The following is a 22,669-nucleotide window of genomic DNA, read 5'->3' on the forward strand; positions in this document are numbered from 1 at the left end:
CAAAACGATGTCATTTAGATTCAATATGATCACATTAGCCATGGCCGTCGCTGCAACACCCGCGATGGCAGCTAACTTCGGTGTCGGCAATGCCAATACTGACACGGTTAACACCCATCAATATGAGTGCCAACGCTGCACTGCGCCATCAGGTTATACCGGTGAAATCTCGGTTCATGCAGGTTTCAACGATGTCAGCGACATTCATGCAGGCAATGCCTTAGGCACAGCTGAAGATGGCTTCGTTGGCGCCGTCAGTGGTGACTTACGTTACCAAGGTGATGCAGGCTATCAGGCACAAGTTCGTGCGCATCAATTAGGTATGGATAACGGCTTTGCCCACTTTTCTGCTGGTCAATCTGGTTTATACAATGTCACGCTTGATTACGATGCCATTAAAACCTATCGCGCAGGTGAGGTAGAAAGTCCACTGTGGCATAACAACGGCATGCTAACGCCATCAGACACGGCGAACGTGTTTGATCTGGCCTTGCGCCGTGAGAAAGTCGCCATTGGTGCTGAGTTTGAACAGGATATTTACCAAGCCTTCGTCAAATACAGCCATGAAGAGAAGACAGGCACACAATCTAGCAGCTTAGTCTCCCCTAGCCCGATTAACTTTGGCTTGCCTGTGGATGCACGCACTCAACAACTGGACGCAGGCTTAAATCTATCGGGTGATAACTGGATTACTGAGCTGAGCTACTACGGCAGCTATTACAAGAACGACATCGACCATTTAAGCCTGCCTGACGCTTATGATGTTTATGCCGCTACACCGGATAACCAAGCGCACCAAGTGTCACTGTCTGGCCAGTATCAACTCAACCGCACTTACATGAGCGGGCGTATTGTCACTGGGCGCATGATACAAGATGACGACCTCATCCAAATGTCAGGCAACCCACTGCAAAACTGGGATGGTCAAGTTGACACCTTAGATGGTCGTTTAGCCGTGACCTCCATGGTCAACAACCGTTTTCGTGTCGGTGCCAGCTATGACTACAGCAAGCGTGATAACAAAAGCTCGACTGCGGAATTCATGCAATACAACTTTAATAGCATCACAGGCGCTTTTAGACAAAACGTTCCTCAGGACTTTGAGCGTAACACGTACAAAGTCAATGCCAGTTATCGCATTGCCAGTGGTTACCGCCTACAAGCGGGTTATGACCGTAAAGAAGTAGAGCGCACTTACAGCGACCGTGAACAAACCCATGACGACAGCTTTTGGATGAAGTTTAACGTGCGCGCCTTTGATAACTTCAATGTCAACCTAAAGGCCGAGCATGCCAACCACGGTGGCAGTGAGTACCAAGCAAATGAGCAGACCTCATCAGAAGACAACAGCTTAATGCGCAAATATTACTTAGCAGATCGCACCCGCAATGCTGTTGAGCTGCGTGTCAATCACACGCCAACAGACTGGATGAGCCTTGATGTTACGGCGCGCTATGCCCTTGATGACTATGATGAAACCCAAGTTGGTCTCACCGAGTCAAAAGACTACGGTTATGACATCAATTTGAATCTAGCATTCAACCAACACGTCAATGGTTACCTGTTTGCGGGTCAACAGTGGATTGATTCCAAACAAGCGGGCAGCCAAAGCTACGCCAGCCCAGATTGGTATGCAGACATTGAAGATCAATTCATCAATATCGGCAGCGGATTAAGCTACGGCGGACTGATGCAAGACAAGCTCACACTTGGTCTTGATTACCTGTTCAGCAATTCATTCAGCGATACCTATATCACCACAGATGGCACCTCGCCATACGATGATTATTACTCATACAGTCACAGTGCCAGCTTATACGCTGACTACGCCATTGATGAGCAGATGGCCGTGAAATTGTCATACCGCTACGAGCGCTATTTAGATACCGATGATGCCAATGTAGGGGCTAACGACATTCCGGGGATGATCACCCTTGGAGACATTAACCATAACTACAACGCGCACCAAGTCATGTTGTCGTTCACCTACAAGTTGTAATAACGCCAGCTTAAGTTACGAGAGGAAAAATTATGGAACGTAGAAGTTTTTTGAAAGCGAGTGCTGCACTGGGTTGTGCCGCAACCGTTACTGGCTGTAAAACCAGCTCTGATGATGCCAATGTCATTCCACCACAGCCACCTGTGGATGAAAAAATGACCTGGTCTGCATGTCTTTGTAACTGCGGTTCAAACTGCCCACTAAAAGTGTTCTCAGTGGATGGCAAAATTGTCAGAATTGAAGGAGATGATGAAGGTGATGATGCATTTGGTAATCATCAAGTTCGTGCCTGTGCTCGTGGTAGGTCAAACCGTAAACGCGTTTATAACCCTGATCGCATTCAGTACCCAATGAAACGTATTGGTAAACGCGGGGAAGGTAAATTTGAACGTATTAGTTGGGAACAAGCTTCGGCTGAAATTGGTGCAAAACTAAAAGGTATTTACGACAATTATGGCCCTCGATCAGTTTATGCCATGTATGGAACTGGCGCTTACTACGATGTAAACGGTGGTAACTCTTGGCGACACATGCTTAGCGTCATGGGTGGCTATCTTGGCTATTATGGTAGTTACAGTTCGGCTCAAGTCGGGCGGATTTTTCCATTAGTATATGGTTCTGGCGCTCGCTCAACAGTCAGCGAATTACAACACAGTGATTTTTGCTTATTCTTCGGTTATAACCCATTAGAAATTCGTCAATCTGGTTCAGGTGAAGGTTACGAATACGCTTATTACAAAGAAAAGAATAATATCAAAACAGTCATTATTGACTGCCGTTACAGTGACACTATTGCGGGTAAAGGAACGGAATTCCACCCATGCCGTCCAGGTACTGATGCCGCATTGTGTGCAGGTATTGCACATCACTTAATTACCATGAACTTGATTGATGAAACCTTCTTAAAAGAAAAGGTGTATGGTTTCCGCGACGAACCTGCAATGCCAGAAAAAGATCTTGAAGCACTACCATATGAGCGAAGCTATGAAGCCTATATTTTAGGTACTGGTGAGCTAGATTCACAACCTAAAACCCCTGAATGGGCTGAAAAGATTTGTGGCATCCCTGCTGCAAACATTCGCAGTATTGCCAATCAACTTGCAGCAGCTAAAGCGCCTTATCTTATGGGTGGTTATGGTATCCAACGACAAGCTAACGGGGAAAATAACTCATGGGCAGTGGCCGCACTGTGTATGTTGGTTGGTGCACTAGGTAAGCGAGGTACCACAACAGGTCACATGTCTAACTCTGCAAAAGCTTTGTACACCTCAGGGTTAGCCAGTTTAACTGGCACGAGCAGCGCAGAAAAAGCCAAAATATCTGTATTTACATGGCCAGATGCCATTCGAAACGGTAAGGAAATGACTGCCTTTAAAGATGGCGTGCAGCTACCTGGTCATGATGATGCAAATCCTGTCGATGGTAAGCTCGATGCAGACATCAAAGCAATTATTAACGTAGCAAGTAACACGCTCATCAACCAACATTCAGATTGTTTTGGTACCGCAGAAATTTTAGAAGATGACACTCTTTGTGAATTAATTGTCGTCAGCGAAAACCACATGACACCCTCAGCTAAATTTGCGGATTACCTTCTTCCTGACACCACATGGTTAGAAACAGACGATATTGCTAATCAATCCTACTCGGCTGGAGCAATGTCTGTTATTACTCCGCTTACAAAAGCTGTAGACCCATTATTTGAAAGCCGCTGCGCATATGATGTTTGTGCAGATATAGCCAAAGCAATGGGCGTAAGTGCTGAATACTCGCAAGGAAGAGCAGATTTACAGGCCACTTTGGATGCCTATTATGAGTCTAAAGTTGCACCAATGGATGAACAATTCCCAACGACTTACACTGAATTTCAGCAGCAAGGTATTGTGAAAAAGTTCAGTGAATCAACAGTTAATGATTGTGCTCTATATGACTACGTCAACACACCTGATGCTGAGGTTAATACACCATCAGGTAAAATTGAATTGTTCTCAAACAAAGTTGATTTGATGAACAAGAATTGGCAAAAACCGGACTTTGCTTTTGACCCTGCGGATGTCGAGCATGGCCATTTTATCACGCCAATTCCTGCATATATCGTCACTTGGGAAGGATATGAAGACCCTTATACCCGTGATGATTACCCATTACAGCTCATTGGTCACCACACCAAAGGTCGTACCCATTCTTCATTCCACAGCGTGAAATGGCTAAGAGAAGCGGTACATGATGCCATTTGGCTAAATCCTCAAGATGCTGTTGGCTTTACAGACAATGATTGGGTCATTGTTGAAGGACCAGCAAGAGATGGATATCCAGGACGTAAAGTCAAAATTCAGGCAAGACTTAGCCAAAGAATTATGCCTGGCGTTGCCTCTATCCCACAAGGCGCTTGGTTTGAACCTGAAGGAGATATTGACGTTGGTGGATGCGTAAACACACTAACGGCTTATCGTCCGAGTCCTATTTCCAAAGCAAATCCGCAACACACTAACCGTGTCAAAATTTACAAAGCATAGGAGCTAAAAAATGACAGAACTAACTCAATACGGCTTCTATTTCGATACCCGTAAGTGTAATGGCTGCAAAGCATGCCATATTGCCTGTAAAGATAAATTTGACGCAGAGCTTGGAGTAAAACCCCGTCGCGTGTATGAATACGGTGGAGGACAATTTAATGAAGCGGCTGATGGCACCGTCACTTGTGATGTATTCACCTATTACATGTCCATTGGGTGTAATCACTGTAGCGAGCCTGTTTGTGTAAAAGCCTGCCCGACTGGCGCTATGCATAAACGCCGTGAAGATGGTTTTGTACATGTCTCAGCTGACTTGTGTATTGGCTGTGGCAGCTGTGCTAGCGCTTGCCCTTATGACGCACCACAGCTTGATCCTTTAAGAAAAGTTATGATCAAGTGCGATGGTTGCTATAAGCGTGTTGAAAATGGCCAACAGCCATTATGTGTAGTGGGTTGTACTCAACGAGCATTGGATTTCGGCCATATCGATGACCTTAGAGCCCAATACGGAGAGCAAGCCAGTATTGCACCATTACCAGCATCGAACATCACCTCTCCAAACTTAATTATTGGAACAAGTGACATGACACGCCCCTCAGGCAGTATTGACGGGCGAATTCAAAATCCTGACGAAGTTTAATTAAGCTATGTAAGAGGGGAGCAACTCCCCTCTTTTATCTTGTGAGATCAATCCATGCAAACATCTGAGCATTTAGAACAATCTGCGGCCATGCTTAACTGGGTAGCAGATGTATTTTATCATCCACCATCAACTGAAAAGCTAAAGCTAACTAAAGAGATCATCGAGCAATGGCCAAACATAGCTGGCGATCCAAGCAATGAAATTTCAGCAATAATCACAAGTATTGAGACAGACCAACTAGAGGTCATTAATCACGACTTTCATTGCTTATTCATTGGCCCTGGGAAAAAACTAGTGTATCCATGGGGCTCTGTTTATACGGATCAAGAAGGTTTGTTATTTGGAAATAGCACTCAGTTTTGGGAGTCATTCTGTCAACATAATGAAATCTCAATTACACCCAACAGCAATGAACCTACTGATCATTTTGGGCTAATGTTTTCAGCATTATCTGCAATTATGTCGAGTGAAAACACAGAAGAGGTGAAGCTAAAGCAAATTTCCACCCTACTAAAAGATCACTTTTCACCTTGGGGAGAAAAAGTACTTAATGACATTCATTCCCATTCCAAAACGAATTATTATATTTCTTTTTCAATATTAGCGAGCCATATTATAAACCATTGGAAAAACAAACTTGCCCTATAAATAATCAAACATAAGTATAATTTGGGAATTAACACTAAATTAAGAAAAGTTTAATTAACGCTTAACAATGTTATTTATACCCTCTCTTTATCTACCTGTTACTGAAAGACCCGCATTTAAAAAATATGGGTCTTATAGTAAGAAATATTAACTTGGAATTCTTAATCTCATCCATCACCTAATCATTCGTCAAAGCCTACTATTACGGCTCAAAGTTAAGACAAAAAATCATAAAAAACAACATCATAAACGTACATACTGTCAACATTCAAGATTTACAGGCAAAGAATTCTCTCTTGATATACATAAAGCATTATATAAATTGAATGTAGAAACATACCTAAAGGCAAAAAAAACTCTATTTGTTTCATGGTTTGCTCTTGTAAATGACATCCTTAAATTTAATATACATGCTCACCTTAACAACTTCAGAATAAATCTATTTCATTTATATCAATGACAGTTCAACTAATATTTCAGTTGCGCTAAAATACCCACTATTAAATGGAAACTATTTCTAATTATAAACAGGGGATACATGATTAACGTTGACAGAGAAACGTTAATGGTTTTTAAAACAGTCTATGAGCAGAGGTGTTGCAACAGCGCAGCAAAAGCTTTCAATATTTCTAACTCTAAAGTGACACGTTTATTAGCCTCTTTACGTGAGTACTATCAAGACTCGCTTTTTATCCGTAAGCGCGATGGATTTATTCCGACGGCAAAAGCCAAGTCTCTCTATCCAAAGGTATGTGCCATGGTGACGCTTTATGAAGAGCTGTTACAAAAGAGTACTGAGGATGAAGAGCAAAATGAATATCACGTAGCCATACCAACGACTTTCTCAGTTGGCCTGCCTGAATACATCAATCAGCAATGCCAAAAAACACGTAGCCCAGCACTTGTAACAGTATTTGGAATAGACAATAAGGTATGTGAAGATATTCTTCACGGAAAAATAACCCTTGCTGTTGTGCCTGACCAATGTCCGAAAATTCAAAAAGAGCTTAAAAAGCACCAATTACATTTAACGACTTTGCACATAGGTACGGGAGAGTTTGTCTATATTGCCGCAAACAAAAATCATGATGCTTTTGCCTCACAAATGACTCTTGAGGAGCTAAGTCAGTCTCCATTTGCGGTAACAGCCATCACAGGGTTCAATGACCAAGTGGACCCATTAGAAGCCTTTTGCACAGAGTGGCAATTACCATTAGCGATTAATTATAAAACCTATAGTCTCGCTGGATTAGCCACCCATTTACAAAATACCGATGCGTTCTCATTTGTTGGCACTCACTGTGCTGCTGACTTTATTAATATGATGTCGGGGATTGAAACACAGCTGCTTAGTCACGAACAGTACCAGCGATTGCATTCGATTACGCCAAAACCAAGCTATTCTCTAGTGATGTTAAAATCAAAGGATCAGTCAATTCCAACCACACTGATTCGATCCTTAACGCGATTTATCCAAACACAAATTAGTCTTTAGCTAAGTACCAAATTCGGTTGATGTACCACACTTTTTCTCCCTCGGGTGTACGCACAACCGCCTCATCATCAACTTGCTTCTTTAGCAGCGCTCTTGCCATAGGCGAGTCAATGGAAATATAGTCTTTACGGCCGAATATCTCATCGTAACCCACAATACGGAACACTAGAGTTTCAGCAGCGTCATTCTCAATTTCAACCCAGGCGCCAAAAAATACTCGTCCTTCTTGCTCTGGCGCGTAGTCGACAACTTTCGTGTTTTCTATCGACTTACGTAAGTACCTAACACGACGATCAATTTCTCGTAATCGTTTTTTATTATATTGATAGTCAGCATTTTCACTTCTATCGCCCAAACTGGCAGCCCAAGCGACTTTTTTAGTGATCTCAGGACGCTCTTCTCGCCACAGAAAATCCAATTCTTTCTGCAACTTTTCAAACCCTTCTCGGGTAACTATTTGAGTTCTCATAATGTTGTTAATCAATAATTTTATGCGCCAATATAGCATATTACATAGTGCTAGCTGAGTGATTACAACAACTTGATAGTGGAGATTTGTTCTCAAAAAAGCCAACAGCACCTACACTGATAAGCGACCAGATAAAAGGAACTTATATGGACACTCAGGGAATATGGAAATTGCCGAACATCTCTCGCCAATATTGGCAACAAATGTTGTATCGTACTATTAGGGTTAAGCTGCTCAATAGCATATTGATTAAATTACAAATTTTTTTGTTAATGCCTGCTATATATCACTCACCTGCCTATGCAAATGATGGCTTACCAAGTCAGCTTGTTGGAGTGTGGCAAACAGCGGACAGTCAAGTAAATACCTTGTGTATTTTTGCTGATAATACCTATGTGTGGATCCAACAACCAGATTCGAACTCTGCCTCTATTACTGTAACAAAACAAAATAACGATCCCCGTTTAGAATGGGGAAGTATTCGGCAGGCACAGGCTGAAACATCTATCCATTCAACTCTCCAGCAGATTGCACTAACCCTTAGCCCAAGTTATTACTCTCTGACGCAACACCCTAGGCTAGTCACGTTACAGAGCACGACTTACACCTTGAAAATTGAAGCAAATAATACCAGCTTAAAAATGGAGCAATATACTTACTTAAAACAGTCTCAAGATTGGGTTTCAATTACGCCTTGGAGTCAATTACCCACTGCGGACTTTGGTTTACGACTGTTACTTCCGCATCAATTTATTGCTTTTGAGATAGATTTCGAGCACAGCAGTTATCTAAGACTCAATCAGAAAAACTATATTTATCGACAATCTAATTTAACTGGTCAATAAATACACTACTAATTGCTTACCCAAGATAATTAATATTGTTAATTTAGATTTTTTTATTTAACTGATTTCTTTAGAGTTAATTATGCAGTAGTTCAATAATGGGTCTATGCTTTGTGTTTTACTGCTCAAAAATAAGACAAGTGTTTAAGAAGAGAACATGTCAAAGAAACTTCTATCCCTGCTTATCGCAGGCGTACTATTGGGTTGTGGTAGTAGCGATGATTCACCAGAAACACAAACCCAACAACCAGATCCCACCCCAGCACCAACGGTATTAAGCGGTCAATTTCTAGATAGCGCTGTTATCGGTATTGGTTATCGCACAGAAACTCAGTCAGGCTTTACTGACGAAAACGGAAATTATGACTATGTAGAAGGTGAAACTGTTACTTTCTTCATAGGAGACCTTGAGTTCCCTGCAACTACAGCAACTGGCACAGTCACACCACTTAACATCGCCATGACAGAAGATGTTACTGACAATCTAGTGGTTAACATGACCCGCCTACTGCAAACCCTCGACCAAGATGATGATCCAAGTAATGGTATTACGATTACTGAAACTGCAGCAGCCAGCGCCGCGCCCGTAGACTTCGCACAAGATGTAGAAGACTTCGCAGCAGATGCAGACGTATTAGCAACGGTACAGAATGGTGGCCAAGATGAAACTGTAACTGAGCTGATACCTGAAGATGAGGCAATTGACCACCTAACTGACACCATTGCAGAAAATGACATACAGGTGGGTATTGTTGGCTCATGGAGTCTAGAGGATGAGAATGACTTACTGCATCTAGTATTCTTTAATGACGGTACTTATACCCATATGGAAGTCGATCAAGATGATCTAGAAGAGGCTTCTGGCATGGAATGGGGTACTTATACCCGCGATGCTGATACCAACCGTTTAACGGCAATGCAAACATTCGATGGCAATGGTGACACTGGACTCACGGATTTTGTGACGGCTGACGGTGCACCAGAGATTTTTGCTAAGGTGATGGAAGGCCAGTTGATGTTTGATATTGATGAATCGGCCGATGGCAATATTGATGAGACCCTGACGTTCACTGCCAATGGTTCAGATGGCATTGTGGGCACTTGGCTTGCTGACTCATACGATGATGGCACTGCTGATGAAAACGACTTATTAATGTTTGTGTTCAAGTCTGATGGCACTTACATCCATACTGAGGTCGATATGGATGACCAAGATGAAACTTCCGGTATGGAGTGGGGAACTTACAGTATTGATAGTACAACCAATCGAGCCACGGTTACCCAGACCTATGATGATAATGGTGACACTGGATTAACTGACTTTTCGACAATAGAAGGCGCACAACTATTCATTACCGTGGATGGGGATGTACTTTCAGCTACCTTCGATGAAGATGCCGATGGTGTCATGGACGGTATGCTGACCTTCAATCGTCAATAAAATACGTTGTTGGATCAAAGCCTCTATATCAATAGAGGCTTTTTTTATTCAAACGAATCCTATTAACTGAAAAGTGACTCATCTATCAAGAGTCCAAATCATCCCCCGCCGAATACAGCCTGTTACAAACGTAAAGACACTACGTCCAAGGTTATGCATTTACTAACAGCACGTAAGTTAGTCATGACTTAACAACAATTTCATAAATTAGCGATAATAAAAGTCTACTGTCAAAAATGTATCTTCCCTCACCTTAATAATCACCATCAAGGTCAACTTATTGATACATTCAAATCAACTAGTGGCACCTTGTTATTGTGGTGATATCAATATTATAAAGTATTGATAAAAAGCGAGTTATCTTACAATGTTAACGCGAATAATGTGACATAGAATGGGGTGATATCGCTTCTGTGATCCTGCTTATCCTTTGCACATTAACCAGTTAATTGCTTTTCCATACATTTGGTAGGGTTATTTCAGGCCAAAAGGGGAAAACAAAATGAAACTTAGTAGACGTAACTTTATAAAAGGCAGTGGTGCTGTTGCTGTATCAACCGGCTTGATGGGATGTTCAAATAGTGATGATGACGATGTACAACAACCTCCTGTCGTTGAGCCGCCTCAACCAGATGGTGTGTATCATACAACCTGCCCTCGAAACTGTGGTGACAGATGTAGCCTGATGGTATCAGTTAAAGATGGTGTTGCAGTTTCAATTACCGGTAACACTGACCACCCTGTCACAGCAGGTACACCTTGTGTGAAAGGGCACGCATACCTTGAATCCATTTATAGTCCTGACAGACTCAAACAACCTATGAAACGGGTTGGCCCACGTGGTCCAGGCGCACAATTTGAGCCGATCACATGGGAAGAAGCCTTTACACAAATTGGTGCTCGCCTAACCGATATTATTAGCACTCACTCTGGTAATGCAGTCTTACCTTATGTCTACTCAGGCTACAATGGCATTGGCGCTGGAGCTGGAGCAGATCGGTTCTTCAACAAAATTGCCGGTCGTAAATTAGAGAAAAATATTTGTGCCAGTGCAGGTTACTCTGGTATGAGCTCGATATTAGGCGAATTTTCTGGTCCAAGTCCTGAAGATTATGCTAACACTCAGTGCTTCGTATCTTGGGGAACAAACGAGCAATCTACGAACGTTCATCACCTTAAATTTATCAATGAAGCGCGTGATAAAGGTGCAAAAGTACTTGTGGTAAACCCTGCAAGAACCCCTTTAGCATCACAAGCTGACATTTGGTTACAGCCAAAACCTGGTACAGATGCCACCTTGGTGATTGGTATTGCAAAAGTCATCATTGAAGAAAGCCTACATGATACGGCGTTTATTGACGCACATACTCAAGATTACGACGAATTACTTGCTCGTCTTGACGAATTTACTCATGAAGAAATTGAAGAGTTTACTCAGGTAAGTAAATCAGAATATCAATCGTTTGCCAGAGCATATGCTAATGCTGGCAGCGCGATGATCCGAATCGGTTATGGTTTGCAGCGCACCTTAAACGGTGGCCGTATTGTCAAATCCATTCCAACCATTGCCGCCTTAACGGGTAATTTCGGTAAAGTCGGGGCTGGTGTTGTTTACTTAAATACTCAAGCAGGTAGCTTATTTAATTGGTCTTATCCTGGTGCTGGACACTTGGAGCCTGAAGGTTCAGTTAGAGATACCGTCAACATCAGTGAAATAGCCAAGTCATTGTTGCCAGAAGATTATCAACATGAAGACGGACAAATCGGGCCGCTTGCCAAAGGTGAACCATGTGATCCGATCAAAGCCATGATCATCTACTCAAGTAACCCTATGGCCATTGCACCAGATGCAGACTTAATTCAAAAAGGGTTGATGAGAGAAGATCTATTCCTTGTGGGTTTAGATCTGTTTCAAACCGATACGATGGACTACGTTGATTATCTACTACCAGCGTCAAGCTTCATTGAGCAAGAAAATCTCGTCGACAGTTATAACTGCTATTACGCTAAACACAGCGCACAAGCAATTGTGCCATTACATGAGTCAAAACCTGATCTAGAAATTTTCCAAGGTATTGCCAAAGCTATGGGCTTTTCCGACCCTGAGTTCGATGAAAGCCTTGAAAACATTCTGCGCGGTACATGGGCTGGCAACATCTCATTCGACGAGATGCGAGTGCAATATTGGGATAGTCCAATCGTGCCATATCCATACAGAAAGGATTTCGACTTCCCAACGCCAAGCGGCAAAATCGAGTTCAAAGATACCTCTGGAACTTATTTCGATCCTGAGCAGTTCCACCCAGTCATTGATGTGGGTACACCTGAAACCAATGACTTTGCAGACAAGGGCATGACGGATGAAGAGAAAGCGAGGGAATTTAGACTATTATCGCCAGCGCACCCTAAATTAAGTAACTCACAATGGGCCAACATCAAGTACATCACCAGTACTTTCCCTCAGCATGATGTGTATATCCATCCTGATGATGCTGCTGCCAAAGGTATTTCCGAAGGTGACCAAGTCACGCTTAGCGCAACCCGATACGGCAATCGCGAAGTCTCCATTCAGTACAGTGCACGCGTAGAAAAAATGACCCCTCCCGGCACATTGTTAGTGTGGAAGAACGCATGGATAAAACTCAATGAGAACGGATCGAACACGGCAATTAACCAACTCACCAACGGCGAACTCACAGATATGAACTATTGCTCGTCTTTCCATTCAACCCGTGTCGATGTGGCTTTGGCATAAGCTTAGGGATCTTAGGAGTAAACCATGACTGAACAAAAATCTTTTGTATTCCGCCAAGAAAACTGTGTAGGTTGCGAGGCCTGTACTGTGGCATGTCAAGCGGGCAACACCACTGATGAATTCATTACCTTGCGAGATGTCGCTCAAGGTGAAAAGACCAATAATCAAGGCGTTGATGTAACGGTTTTTTTATCGCAATCTTGTCATCACTGTGAAGACCCAATATGCGTTGAGAAGTGCCCAGTTGAAGCTATTTTCAAACGCGAAGATGGTATTGTATATATTGATGACTCTATGTGCGTTGGCTGCGGTTCATGCCGTATCAACTGCCCTTATGATGCGCCAAAACTCAATACTCGTACAGGTAAATTCAATAAGTGTGATATGTGTAAAGACAGACTTGATAGAGGTGAGCAAGCATTCTGTGTCACAGGCTGCCCAGTACAAGTGTTAGATATTATGGATATCGATGCTGCTATGAGTTTGCCTGGTGCAAGTTTATCTGGCGATGGCCATGGTGATGAAGGTACAGGGCCACAAACGGTATTTATTAAATTGAGAAATTAATACCAAAACAGGCAAGCGTCATTTAACTTGGCGCTTGCCTATTGAAGCAGTATATTTCTGACTCGATGTACAACTCTTTTGACCAGAGCAAGTCAAATGACGCTTCCTCACGTATGCTGCTTTGCCATAGACCAACTTACCCACACAGCTAAACAACAAACCGCTGATTACGTATATTATTCTCATTGCGAATATATTTATCCCAATGCTTCGCCACATTCATAACAGCAAGGCAATGTTGTCGCTCGCTGTCTGTTAAGCGTTGATCCTGTTGTGAGGCTATATGCTTGGCAATTTTGATAATGTCGTAATCAACCGTAGTTAACACCTTTTTGGAAATACTGGCACTGATTAACTTGTCGAATCCAATGAGAAATGACACACAAAGCTGATTAAAAGACAACAAAGATGCTTCTGTTGACCAGTCATCACTCACCAATCTAGCCAGCTGCTGAGTCAATTTTTCAATCTTCAAATTGGAGAAACGATGGGGTAAGCACTCAGGGTGCTGACTCATCGCCTCAATCATAGATTCAGAAATGTGTGTTTCTAACCATTTCTTTTTTATCGTTTGCGAAATCATGTGTGGTCTCAGCAGTAATGGGTTACTCAAAGTGATAGTCGCTATCAAGCTAAGCGGATTATATGACAGTTGCTTAACCGGTACTGAGACTGACTCTTTGAATTCGACTTGAAAGCATGTTCAGTCACAAATCTGTTAAATGGATCAACTCAGAATTAGCTCGCTTGCTGCACAAAGAAATAGTGAAGCTATCACAGTACCTAAATACCTTAGATGTTCTTGAATTGTTACAATTTAGCAATTAAGCCAATATGTTTATAAAACCTTAAAATTCATGCGTTTTTCCACCCAAACGAGAATTAACTGAAAAAAAGTCTCCTTCCACACTATTTAGCCCTACTCGACAAATGTAAAAGCCGCTATATTGGCATGACATCCTGAAAGTAAAAGGAAAAAACATGGGTCAAGAAACATCAAAAATTCTCGTAGTCGATGATGACATGCGTTTACGTTCACTACTTGAACGCTACTTAGTCGAGCAAGGTTATCAAGTTCGAAGTGCAGCCAATGCTGAACAAATGGATAGACTGCTTGAACGCGAGAATTTTCATTTAATCGTACTTGACCTTATGTTGCCTGGTGAAGATGGCTTGTCCATTTGTCGCCGCTTGCGCCAACAAGAAAACCCAATTCCAATCGTCATGCTAACAGCCAAAGGAGACGAGGTAGACCGTATTATTGGTCTGGAACTTGGGGCTGATGACTACTTGCCAAAACCCTTTAACCCTCGCGAATTACTTGCCCGGATTAAAGCTGTGATGCGTCGCCAAACATTAGAAGTGCCAGGCGCCCCTTCACAACAGGAAGAAGTGGTTGAATTTGGCCAATTCTCACTGAACTTAGCTACCCGTGAAATGTTTAATGGTGAAGAAAGTATTGCCCTGACGAGCGGCGAATTTGCCGTACTTAAAGTGTTGGTTTCTCACCCAAGAGAGCCTTTATCACGGGATAAATTAATGAACCTTGCCAGAGGCAGAGATTACTCAGCCCTTGAGCGTTCCATCGACGTACAAGTTTCGAGACTACGCAGACTCATTGAAGCGGATGCAGCCAACCCACGTTATATACAAACCGTATGGGGCTTAGGTTATGTCTTTGTACCCGATGGCGCAGCTCGATAATCTCATTGTAGATAATGAAATTTAAATTGAAGTGGTGGCAACGCATGTTGCCCCGTAGCGCATTTAGTCAAACAGTTTTATTGATTGGCAGCTTATTGCTGATCAACCAACTGGTGTCTTACTGGTCCGTTGCGGTTTACTTCATTAAGCCAAGCTATGAGCAAATTAATCAACTTATTGCACGGCAAATCAATATTTTATTCGTTGATGGTGTGGTACTTGATAGACAAAACCTCACTTTAGTTGATGCCCTCAATGCCAAAGTCAGAGACGATGGCATGACAATCTATAACCAACAGCAGGCACTGGCAGCAGGGGTTGATGATGCTACCTACTATGGTTTCTTATCTGAACAAATGTCCATTTACCTCAATGGTCCTGCTGAAGTCCGCTTTTCTCAGGGGGATAAGTTAGACGTGTGGATCCGCCCACCTCAAGCGCCCAGTGTTTGGATAAAAGTGCCGTTAACTGGCATGCATAAATCAGATTTATCCCCGCTGACACTTTACCTTTTGGTCATTGGCGCATTAAGTGTCGCTGGCGGTTGGTTGTTTGCGCGTAAACAAAATAAACCGTTAAAACGCCTACAAAAAGCGGCATTAACTGTATCTCAGGGTGACTTCCCCAAACCGCTGCCCTTATCTGGCTCAACAGAAATTGTAGAAGTGACCCACGCCTTCAACCAAATGTCTCAAAGCATGCAGCAGCTTGAGCAGGATAGATCCTTGTTGATGGCGGGCATTTCCCATGATTTACGTACCCCACTTACTCGTATTCGACTCGCATCAGAAATGATGGATGAGGCTGATGCTTATTTAAAAGACGGGATAGTCGCTGATATTGAAGACATGGACGATATTATTAATCAATTTATCGCCTATATCCGTAACGACAAAGAACACGAAAAAGAACCCGATCAAGTCAATCGACTCATACAAGAAATTGCCCAGCAAGAATCTCATCGCCCTATCAAAATTGACCTAGCCTTGGTTGATTGTCCAGATATCCCCATGCACAGCGTCGCTATCAAGCGTGTTCTCAGTAACCTTGTTGAAAATGCATTCCGCTATGGTCAAGACTGGATTATGATCAGCTCATTTCAAAGCCACAATTACGTGGGCTTTACCGTGGAAGATAATGGCCCAGGTATTGAAGAGCACCTAATAGAACAATTGTTCCAACCTTTCACCCAAGGGGATCAAGCGAGGGGGAGTATTGGTTCGGGCTTAGGGTTAGCAATCATCAAACGTATTGTTGAGCGCCATCAAGGCAAGGTCATTCTGTCTAACCGTAAGCAAGGTGGCTTGATTGCCAAAGTCTTATTGCCCAAAAAGCCTAAGCAAATTAATTAAAACTTCACTGAAACAATCAAGGCTCAAGCTCACCCATTAAATAATACAAATAAAACATTAACTTAGAGCAACACCTTTAGGCTACTTATTTACTAATTTTGAATATTTATGCCGCAAATCGAGTTCCAGCTGCGACTATCATTTATAACCCGTTTATTTAAAAACTCTGACCAGCTGCAAAGTTCCACATTAAAGCTCTGCAAAATACCCAAAAAGAGGTATATTAGTGAATGTATTTTATGGTTGGAGGTTTTCAAGTGCAGCAGTCAATCGAATTATTTGAACACCTAGATATGCAAAGCAAAATAGATTTGTGTACCTTGATTTTAGAAAAAGCTGAGCAATCCTTGAGCGGCCATCAGTGGCTTGAACTTTTACACCTTTGGGAGAATAAACAAGTGACCAATGCATTTGTATATCAATGCCTGCAAATGGATGAGGTACTGGTTAGGGATGAAGCCTCCTAACTTACTGATGAGTATTTAACGCTTTTCACCCTTAATTTAAAGCTCATATGAATGTGCAGCCTAGCGTTCGCTAGACTGCTCGGTAAAACTTTACACTCTGAGTTTACAGCTTAACCAAAAGTTTTCCTTTATTTCCGCCGCTAAAAAATAAATTGAGTCCTGTCATCGCGCTCTCGAGCCCCTGCAACTCATGGGTACGATACTTTACTTTCCCTTGCATCACATACGGCGTCAACTTAGCAAGTAAAGCCGGTACATCACCATAATGGTCTGGCATAGCAAACCCCTGCACAGTGACACGCTTTTTAATCAAGTTGATCCAGTTAGGGCCTGGCGATGGCTCACCCACAGTGTAGTCAGCAATCATGCCGCATACGACAATGCGTCCATGCACATTCATGCGGTTGTATATGTACTGCTGAATTGGTCCGCCTGTGTTTTCAAAAAACACATCTACGCCGTCTGGGGTTAACGCCACCAGCTTGGCTTCAAGATCATCGGTTTTGTAGTTAATCGCACCATCAAAGCCGAGGTCATTCACAATCCAGTCAGCTTTTTCATCACTGCCTACAACACCAATCACTCTTAGGCCATCAGCTTTGGCTAGCTGACCAACAAGTGATCCCACTGAGCCCGCGGCGCCTGTGACCACCAGCGTTTCACCAGCCTTTGGCTTACCCACATTGAATAAGCCTTGTGTAGCGGTTAAGCCTGGCAGAGCAAAAACAGCCAATGCCATCTCAGCATTTACGCCTGCTTGTACCTTGTTGATACCTTTGCCATTAGAGATAAAGTATTCTGTCCAGCCCATCATGCCCATGACTTTATCGCCAACAGCAAAGTTTGAGTTTTCTGATGCGACAACTTCACCAAAACCGCTAGAGCGCATGACCTCGCCTAATTCCACTCGAGGAATGTAGCTATTGGTGTCTGGGCTCATCCAGCCAATCATAGCGGGATCAAGTGACATGTGAGTTTGCTTGATCAAAACCTGGCCAGCTTCAAGCTCAGGTAAATCTTTTTTCACCACATCAAACATGTGTGCGCCGAACGGCTTGCCGTCAGGACGTTGTTTTAGCAAGATTTGGGTAAACTGACTCATGATACTCCTTGTCTAGTGTAATAACTTTAAACCTAGTATTTATGATATTAATGGTGAGATATAGAGGGTAAAGTGACAATCTATATTGTCTTAAAGACAACAATCATATGATACGAGGCAGTATATGGACCAACTCAGGGCGCTAAAGTATTTCATTGCAACTGTTGATGCTGGCAACTTTTCAGCCGCCGCGACTAAATTCGGTGTACCCGCTTCCAGCATATCAAGACGAATTGCTGATCTGGAAGCGAGTTTGGGCAGCCAATTGCTCAAACGCACTACCCGCAATGTCAGCTTAACTGAAGTAGGCGCTCAGTATTATGCCCAAGTCTCGCCATTAGTGATGCAGTTACAGCAGTTTGATCAGGGCGTAAAAAACTATCAAACCATGCCCAAAGGTAAGTTAAAAATCAGTACCATGGTGGGTTTTGGTGAACGAGTGCTAGCGCCGATTTTAGATAAGTTTGCTCAGCAATATCCGGAGATTGAATTAGACGTTGAGCTGAGCGATAAATTGTCAAAGCTTGACCGCGACGATGTCGATATTGCCATTCGTGGTGGCTTTGCGCCAAATGAGCATGTCGTTGCCCATAAGCTTTTAAATAATCAGTTTATTACCGTAGCAGCTCCCAGTTATATCGAGCGTTATGGCATGCCGCAATCTAGCCAAGACCTCCCCCATCATAAAGGCCTTTTCTATCGCACGCCACACGGCGCGACACCTTGGCTAAGCTTGATTGATAATCGTTGGCAAGATGTATCCGCACCGAGTGTGTTAACGACCAACAATGGTAGTTGGCTGGCTGATAAAGCCATCAGCGGCGAGGGCATTTTGATGATGCCAGAATGGGTGTTAAAGCCTTATCTCGCCAGTGGCGAGCTCATCAAACTCAGCTTTACGGAACCATTGGCTGTCACCAAAAATAAGGAGCTCGGCGTGTATATGTTGTATCAAAAAGCTGCCTACGCCATCCCTAAAGTCAAAGTGGCGGTGGACTTTATTATGGCACATGTTAAATCAGCATATTGAGTTGAGCATGTATATCCACCCCTTGCATGTCACTTGTAAAGCTAGCGCTCAAACTTGTCATACCGTTTTGAGGCAATAAAAGCGCCGATAAGCATTTCGAACCAGGCAATTGGAAATATGGTAAACGCCATCGTCCATGTACCTAGCCCTGAGTTCACAGACGCTATCCAAAACACACCCAGCGTAGCTAATGCGGTGACGCTGCCCGAAAAAGTGCTATATCCTCGTGATGAAGATGTTCATTGCAGAAATCCACGCGCTGCCTAGGGTGCGTTAGCCAGATTTAATACTGGATGACATTAGCGATTAGGTAGTTTGGCTAATTCGTCAATCATATAGTCCATAACAGCATTACGCGGCCTTGCTGTTAGCCAGCTTATTTCAGTCGCCCATTGGTTAGGGCGTGTAGATGCCGTAGGCGAAATGTACATTTTATTCAGTTCACCTGCTTCGATATCTTTTAAACAAAGAAACTCGGGCAACATCGCCCATGCCTCAGTATACTTTATCAGTTCAATCGAGTTACGGAGGCTATTGCTGTAGATAGTTCGCGAGCTGAGGTTGTGGGTCTCTTCTTGAGCGGTCTGCTTCATGAATAATGCCGATACCTGTAGCATTCCTCTCACCTGCTCTAACGAAACAAACTTCTCTTTACAATCTAACTGGGGTGAAGCAATCAACGACAAAGGTTTAACTGCTTCTATCCTTTACCAAAACCCATCAGTGTATTTCGTAAAAGATGCAGCAGATAACGGTGCGCCAACAGTTCATATGTCGCAAATAGTTAACTTCTTGGTGACGCAATTCGCCACTGTCGATGAAGCCGTTAATGCGTTTGAAGCGGGCGAGTTCCAAACAGCTTGGAAAACCGGTATTGGCGGTCACCAACACGGTTTCCACTTCTCTGTGCAAGATAAGTCTGGTGACATCGCACTATTCCAATTGAACGAAGGCGGAAAAATGGTTGTTCACCGCGGTGACATCAACAGTGACCTTCGTGTAATGGCTAACATGCCACTTCGTCAAGATATCCTAGCGCATGCGAAAAAGTTCGATCTAAACAAAGCAGAAGAGCTACCAAGTGATATCAGCTCGCCATCTCGCTATATTCGTGGCTATCACGTAACAACTCACACTAAGCTAGACCCTAAAGCTGACTGGGTTGATACTCGCGGTAAAATGAAAGGTATCTTTGACTTTGGTAACAAGGTGCCTCAAGACTTGATTGACCCAACTAACGGTGAGTCATACGCAACTTGGGAAACGTTTATCTACAATCTAGAAACAGGTGATACCACTTACTACAACGAAGGTAACGGTTCGCAATTAGACATTAGCTTTGCTCAAACTAAAGCATTTACAGAGCCTATGTGTGCAGACATGTTTAAGCAGGCTCGCGCTGGTGAGAAAATATTTTGGGGTGAGTGTAAGTAAGTTGGAATAGTTATTCTTCCATCAATAAAAAGCTCGCGCTATTGCGCGAGCTTTTCAATTTCGTAGAAGCCTTATCATCGAGTTTAGACTTAAGCTCTTAACGCATAGTCACAAATTCTTCTGCGCCAGTTGGGTGAATAGCGACTACTGCATCAAACTGTGCCTTCGTTGCGCCCATCTTCATCGCCACGCCAAAGCCTTGGAGGATTTCATCCATACCAAAGCCGATACCATGAATACCGACAACCACTTCATCCTCACCAGCGCACACTAGCTTCATTTTGCATGCTTGACGGTGTGCAGTAACTGCCGTGTACATAGAGGTAAAGGTTGAGGTGTACACTTTAACCTTGTCTTCACCATACTGTTCAATGGCTTCTGGCTCAGTTAACCCCATGGTGCCGATAGCTGGATGGCTGAATACGACCGTTGGGATTAATGCGTAATCCATTTTCGCATCTGGCATGTTGCCAAATAAGCGCTCTGATAATAGTCGGCCTGCTTTAACAGCAACTGGAGTTAGCTCAACACCACCTTTCATGATGTCGCCCACACAGTAAATACCTTTAGCTGTGGTATTTTGTTGTTCATCAACCACCACATAGCCTTTTTCATCTAGCTGTACGTCAGTATTTTCTAAGCCAATATTACCTGTCGAAGGTGAACGACCAATCGCCCAAACCAATGTATCAACAGTCAGGCTTTCACCATTTTCTAACTCAAGTGTGAGGCTACCATCGCCATTTTTGACGACCTGTTTAGGAATACAGTGGGTATGCAATGTTGGGCCATCAGTTGCCATCGCTTCAACCAATGCATCAGTTAAAATTGGGTCAAAGTTACGCAATGGTGCGTGCTTGCGAACCAAAAGATGAGTTTCACTACCTAGGGCATGTAAAACACCAGCAAGCTCAACGGCAATATAACCTGCACCAACCACCGCGACGCGCTTAGGTTGTTCACGTAGTTCAAAGAAACCGTTTGAGTCTATACCATGCTCGGCACCTGGTATGTTAGGAATGGTTGGCGCGCCACCTGTGGCAATCAGAATGTGATCTGCCGTGTATTGCTCGCCATTAACTTCAATAGTGTTGTTATTAACAAACTTGCCATAACCATTGAGTAGATTAACTTTGTTGTTGTCAAAACCACGGCCATAGGCTTGGTGAATACGGTCAATGTAGGCTTCACGGTTTTCAACAAGCTTGTTCCAGTCAAAGTTATTTACCGTGACGTCAAAACCATAGTCTTTTGCGTACAGGTTCATGGCTTCAGCTACATGTGCGCCATACCACATTACTTTTTTCGGTACGCAACCTACGTTAACGCAAGTGCCGCCGACATGTTGCGCCTCAATTAATAGTACTTTTGCACCGCGCATTGCTGCTCGGTTTGCTGAGGCAATCCCGCCACTACCCGCACCCAAAGCGATATAGTCAAAATGTTGAGCCATGATAATCTCCGCTACAATTTGCTTTTATTCATTATAAAAATTATGCAGTCATTGTAGGGATCAATCGCTCAAGTTACTAGGGCGCTTCTTGGACAAATTTTATATAAGTTAACGCCGATATTGGCATCGATGATGGTCACCCTCTTGAGGCCCTGTGCTAGCACAATGCAAACACGAAAACTCTTTCTCTCGTTCAACCAGCTCAGCTCGATAATGGCTATAGTGAGATGAATGATTGTTGTTTAGCTGTCGCTCAAGGTAGTGAATACGGTTATTTAACCAACGGCAATTAACATCGTTGGCTACCTTTAAATTTTGATGATTGTTTCGTTTGCCTTTAGCAGTCGAAATAGGTTTGGATGACTCACTGCTGTGAACTTGAGAAGGCTTTTCAGCAGAGGTCAAGTACAACTGCGATTCAAACTCCAGCGCGAGCTGATCCTGCTTTGGCATAATAATCGGACGGCCAGTTGCATCAAATAGCGCACCTAAGGGTAAATGCCTTTGGTTTGTTTGCTTGGTTGTTAATTGCTGATAACTATCGTTAGCACTACCCGGCTGTGCTATGACCAGTAAACAAATCAGTAGTAACGATTTTGAAACCTGTTGCAACGTTCTTGATGCGGGATAGGTGAAAGAATTAGCTAACATACACACTCCTTTGCATGAATTAACTGATAGCACTCAAATCAACCTCATGTATGCATTAACGGCATAAATGAGTGATACAAAACGACATCAGGCCAACA

The 22,669-nt window shown here is 43.1% G+C and carries 21 protein-coding genes; 15 read left to right on the top strand and 6 right to left on the bottom strand.

Features of this window, described 5'->3' with window-relative positions; all coding sequences use genetic code 11:
- Window positions 1–7 precede the first annotated feature (7 nt).
- From ACHUGF_RS09980 to ACHUGF_RS10000, 5 genes are all read left to right on the top strand, one after another.
- Complete coding sequence (locus tag ACHUGF_RS09980; protein WP_394130843.1) at window positions 8–1,999, top strand: MtrB/PioB family decaheme-associated outer membrane protein; 1,992 nt, start codon at window positions 8–10, stop codon at window positions 1,997–1,999.
- Window positions 2,000–2,031: 32 nt separating this feature from the next.
- Window positions 2,032–4,515 carry a DMSO/selenate family reductase complex A subunit gene (locus ACHUGF_RS09985; RefSeq protein ID WP_394130845.1) on the top strand — a complete coding sequence of 828 codons (2,484 nt, stop codon included), beginning with the start codon at window positions 2,032–2,034 and terminating at the stop codon, window positions 4,513–4,515.
- Window positions 4,516–4,525: 10 nt separating this feature from the next.
- Window positions 4,526–5,155 (top strand): DMSO/selenate family reductase complex B subunit, encoded by a 630-nt coding sequence (locus ACHUGF_RS09990; protein ID WP_394130846.1) that lies wholly within the window; start codon window positions 4,526–4,528, stop codon window positions 5,153–5,155.
- 54 nt (window positions 5,156–5,209) lie between these two features.
- Window positions 5,210–5,806: a TorD/DmsD family molecular chaperone gene (locus ACHUGF_RS09995; RefSeq protein WP_394130848.1), complete on the top strand. Its 597-nt coding sequence runs from the start codon at window positions 5,210–5,212 to the stop codon at window positions 5,804–5,806.
- Window positions 5,807–6,344: 538 nt separating this feature from the next.
- Entirely contained in the window at window positions 6,345–7,301 is a 957-nt protein-coding gene (locus ACHUGF_RS10000) for a LysR family transcriptional regulator (protein WP_394130849.1), read from the top strand.
- On the opposite strand, the gene greB is transcribed toward ACHUGF_RS10000, so the two are convergent.
- Entirely contained in the window at window positions 7,291–7,770 is a 480-nt protein-coding gene (gene greB, locus ACHUGF_RS10005; RefSeq protein WP_394130850.1) for a transcription elongation factor GreB, read from the bottom strand. The genes ACHUGF_RS10000 and greB overlap by 11 nt on opposite strands.
- A 146-nt stretch (window positions 7,771–7,916) precedes the next feature.
- On the opposite strand from greB, the gene ACHUGF_RS10010 reads away from it, so the two are divergent.
- The 4 genes from ACHUGF_RS10010 to ACHUGF_RS10025 all read left to right on the top strand — a co-directional run bounded on the left by ACHUGF_RS10010 (window position 7,917) and on the right by ACHUGF_RS10025 (window position 13,378).
- Window positions 7,917–8,615, top strand: a complete 699-nt coding sequence (locus ACHUGF_RS10010) for a hypothetical protein (RefSeq protein WP_394130851.1) — start codon at window positions 7,917–7,919, stop codon at window positions 8,613–8,615.
- A 157-nt stretch (window positions 8,616–8,772) separates the two neighbouring features.
- Window positions 8,773–10,056 (top strand): hypothetical protein, encoded by a 1,284-nt coding sequence (locus tag ACHUGF_RS10015; protein ID WP_394130853.1) that lies wholly within the window; start codon window positions 8,773–8,775, stop codon window positions 10,054–10,056.
- A 502-nt stretch (window positions 10,057–10,558) separates the two neighbouring features.
- On the top strand, window positions 10,559–12,811 hold the full coding sequence (locus ACHUGF_RS10020) for a molybdopterin-dependent oxidoreductase (protein ID WP_394130855.1): 2,253 nt from the start codon (window positions 10,559–10,561) through the stop codon (window positions 12,809–12,811).
- A gap of 24 nt (window positions 12,812–12,835) precedes the next feature.
- Window positions 12,836–13,378, top strand: a complete 543-nt coding sequence (locus tag ACHUGF_RS10025; RefSeq protein WP_394130857.1) for a 4Fe-4S dicluster domain-containing protein — start codon at window positions 12,836–12,838, stop codon at window positions 13,376–13,378.
- A gap of 148 nt (window positions 13,379–13,526) precedes the next feature.
- Here ACHUGF_RS10025 and ACHUGF_RS10030 read toward each other — a convergent pair whose 3' ends face one another.
- Window positions 13,527–13,961, bottom strand: coding sequence for a hypothetical protein (locus ACHUGF_RS10030; RefSeq protein ID WP_394130858.1), 435 nt, complete (start codon window positions 13,959–13,961; stop codon window positions 13,527–13,529).
- A gap of 398 nt (window positions 13,962–14,359) precedes the next feature.
- Here ACHUGF_RS10030 and ompR point away from each other — a divergent pair, with 398 nt between their 5' ends.
- The 3 genes from ompR (at window position 14,360) to ACHUGF_RS10045 (ending at window position 16,901) form a co-directional block, all read left to right on the top strand.
- On the top strand, window positions 14,360–15,082 hold the full coding sequence (ompR, locus tag ACHUGF_RS10035) for an osmolarity response regulator transcription factor OmpR (RefSeq protein ID WP_394130860.1): 723 nt from the start codon (window positions 14,360–14,362) through the stop codon (window positions 15,080–15,082).
- A 14-nt stretch (window positions 15,083–15,096) separates the two neighbouring features.
- Window positions 15,097–16,434: a two-component system sensor histidine kinase EnvZ gene (gene envZ / locus ACHUGF_RS10040; RefSeq protein WP_394130861.1), complete on the top strand. Its 1,338-nt coding sequence runs from the start codon at window positions 15,097–15,099 to the stop codon at window positions 16,432–16,434.
- A 257-nt stretch (window positions 16,435–16,691) separates the two neighbouring features.
- A complete protein-coding gene (locus tag ACHUGF_RS10045; protein ID WP_394130862.1) occupies window positions 16,692–16,901 on the top strand; it encodes a hypothetical protein in 210 nt (69 codons plus the stop codon).
- Between the two features lie 103 nt (window positions 16,902–17,004).
- Here the strand turns inward: ACHUGF_RS10045 and ACHUGF_RS10050 are convergent, their stop codons facing one another.
- Window positions 17,005–18,003, bottom strand: a complete 999-nt coding sequence (locus ACHUGF_RS10050; protein ID WP_394130864.1) for an NADP-dependent oxidoreductase — start codon at window positions 18,001–18,003, stop codon at window positions 17,005–17,007.
- A 124-nt stretch (window positions 18,004–18,127) separates the two neighbouring features.
- Between ACHUGF_RS10050 and ACHUGF_RS10055 the strand changes: the two genes are divergently transcribed.
- Both ACHUGF_RS10055 and ACHUGF_RS10060 read left to right on the top strand, forming a co-directional pair.
- The gene (locus ACHUGF_RS10055; RefSeq protein WP_394130865.1) at window positions 18,128–19,033 is read left to right on the top strand and encodes a LysR family transcriptional regulator; all 906 of its coding nucleotides are present in this window, start codon (window positions 18,128–18,130) and stop codon (window positions 19,031–19,033) included.
- A 117-nt stretch (window positions 19,034–19,150) separates the two neighbouring features.
- A complete protein-coding gene (locus tag ACHUGF_RS10060) occupies window positions 19,151–19,300 on the top strand; it encodes a hypothetical protein (RefSeq protein ID WP_394130867.1) in 150 nt (49 codons plus the stop codon).
- A gap of 32 nt (window positions 19,301–19,332) precedes the next feature.
- Here the strand turns inward: ACHUGF_RS10060 and ACHUGF_RS10065 are convergent, their stop codons facing one another.
- Entirely contained in the window at window positions 19,333–19,626 is a 294-nt protein-coding gene (locus tag ACHUGF_RS10065) for a hypothetical protein (RefSeq protein WP_394130868.1), read from the bottom strand.
- Here ACHUGF_RS10065 and ACHUGF_RS10070 point away from each other — a divergent pair.
- Window positions 19,625–20,467 (top strand): linear amide C-N hydrolase, encoded by an 843-nt coding sequence (locus ACHUGF_RS10070; protein ID WP_394130870.1) that lies wholly within the window; start codon window positions 19,625–19,627, stop codon window positions 20,465–20,467. The two genes, ACHUGF_RS10065 and ACHUGF_RS10070, sit on opposite strands and share 2 nt — an antisense overlap.
- Window positions 20,468–20,564: 97 nt before the next feature.
- On the opposite strand, the gene gorA is transcribed toward ACHUGF_RS10070, so the two are convergent.
- Both gorA and ACHUGF_RS10080 read right to left on the bottom strand, forming a co-directional pair.
- Window positions 20,565–21,920: a glutathione-disulfide reductase gene (gene gorA, locus ACHUGF_RS10075; protein WP_394130872.1), complete on the bottom strand. Its 1,356-nt coding sequence runs from the start codon at window positions 21,918–21,920 to the stop codon at window positions 20,565–20,567.
- Between the two features lie 108 nt (window positions 21,921–22,028).
- Complete coding sequence (locus ACHUGF_RS10080) at window positions 22,029–22,571, bottom strand: hypothetical protein (RefSeq protein ID WP_394130874.1); 543 nt, start codon at window positions 22,569–22,571, stop codon at window positions 22,029–22,031.
- Between the last annotated feature and the right edge of the window lie 98 nt (window positions 22,572–22,669).

Origin of the sequence: Shewanella maritima (assembly GCF_043643735.1) — a bacterium.
Taxonomy (GTDB): domain Bacteria; phylum Pseudomonadota; class Gammaproteobacteria; order Enterobacterales; family Shewanellaceae; genus Shewanella; species Shewanella maritima_A.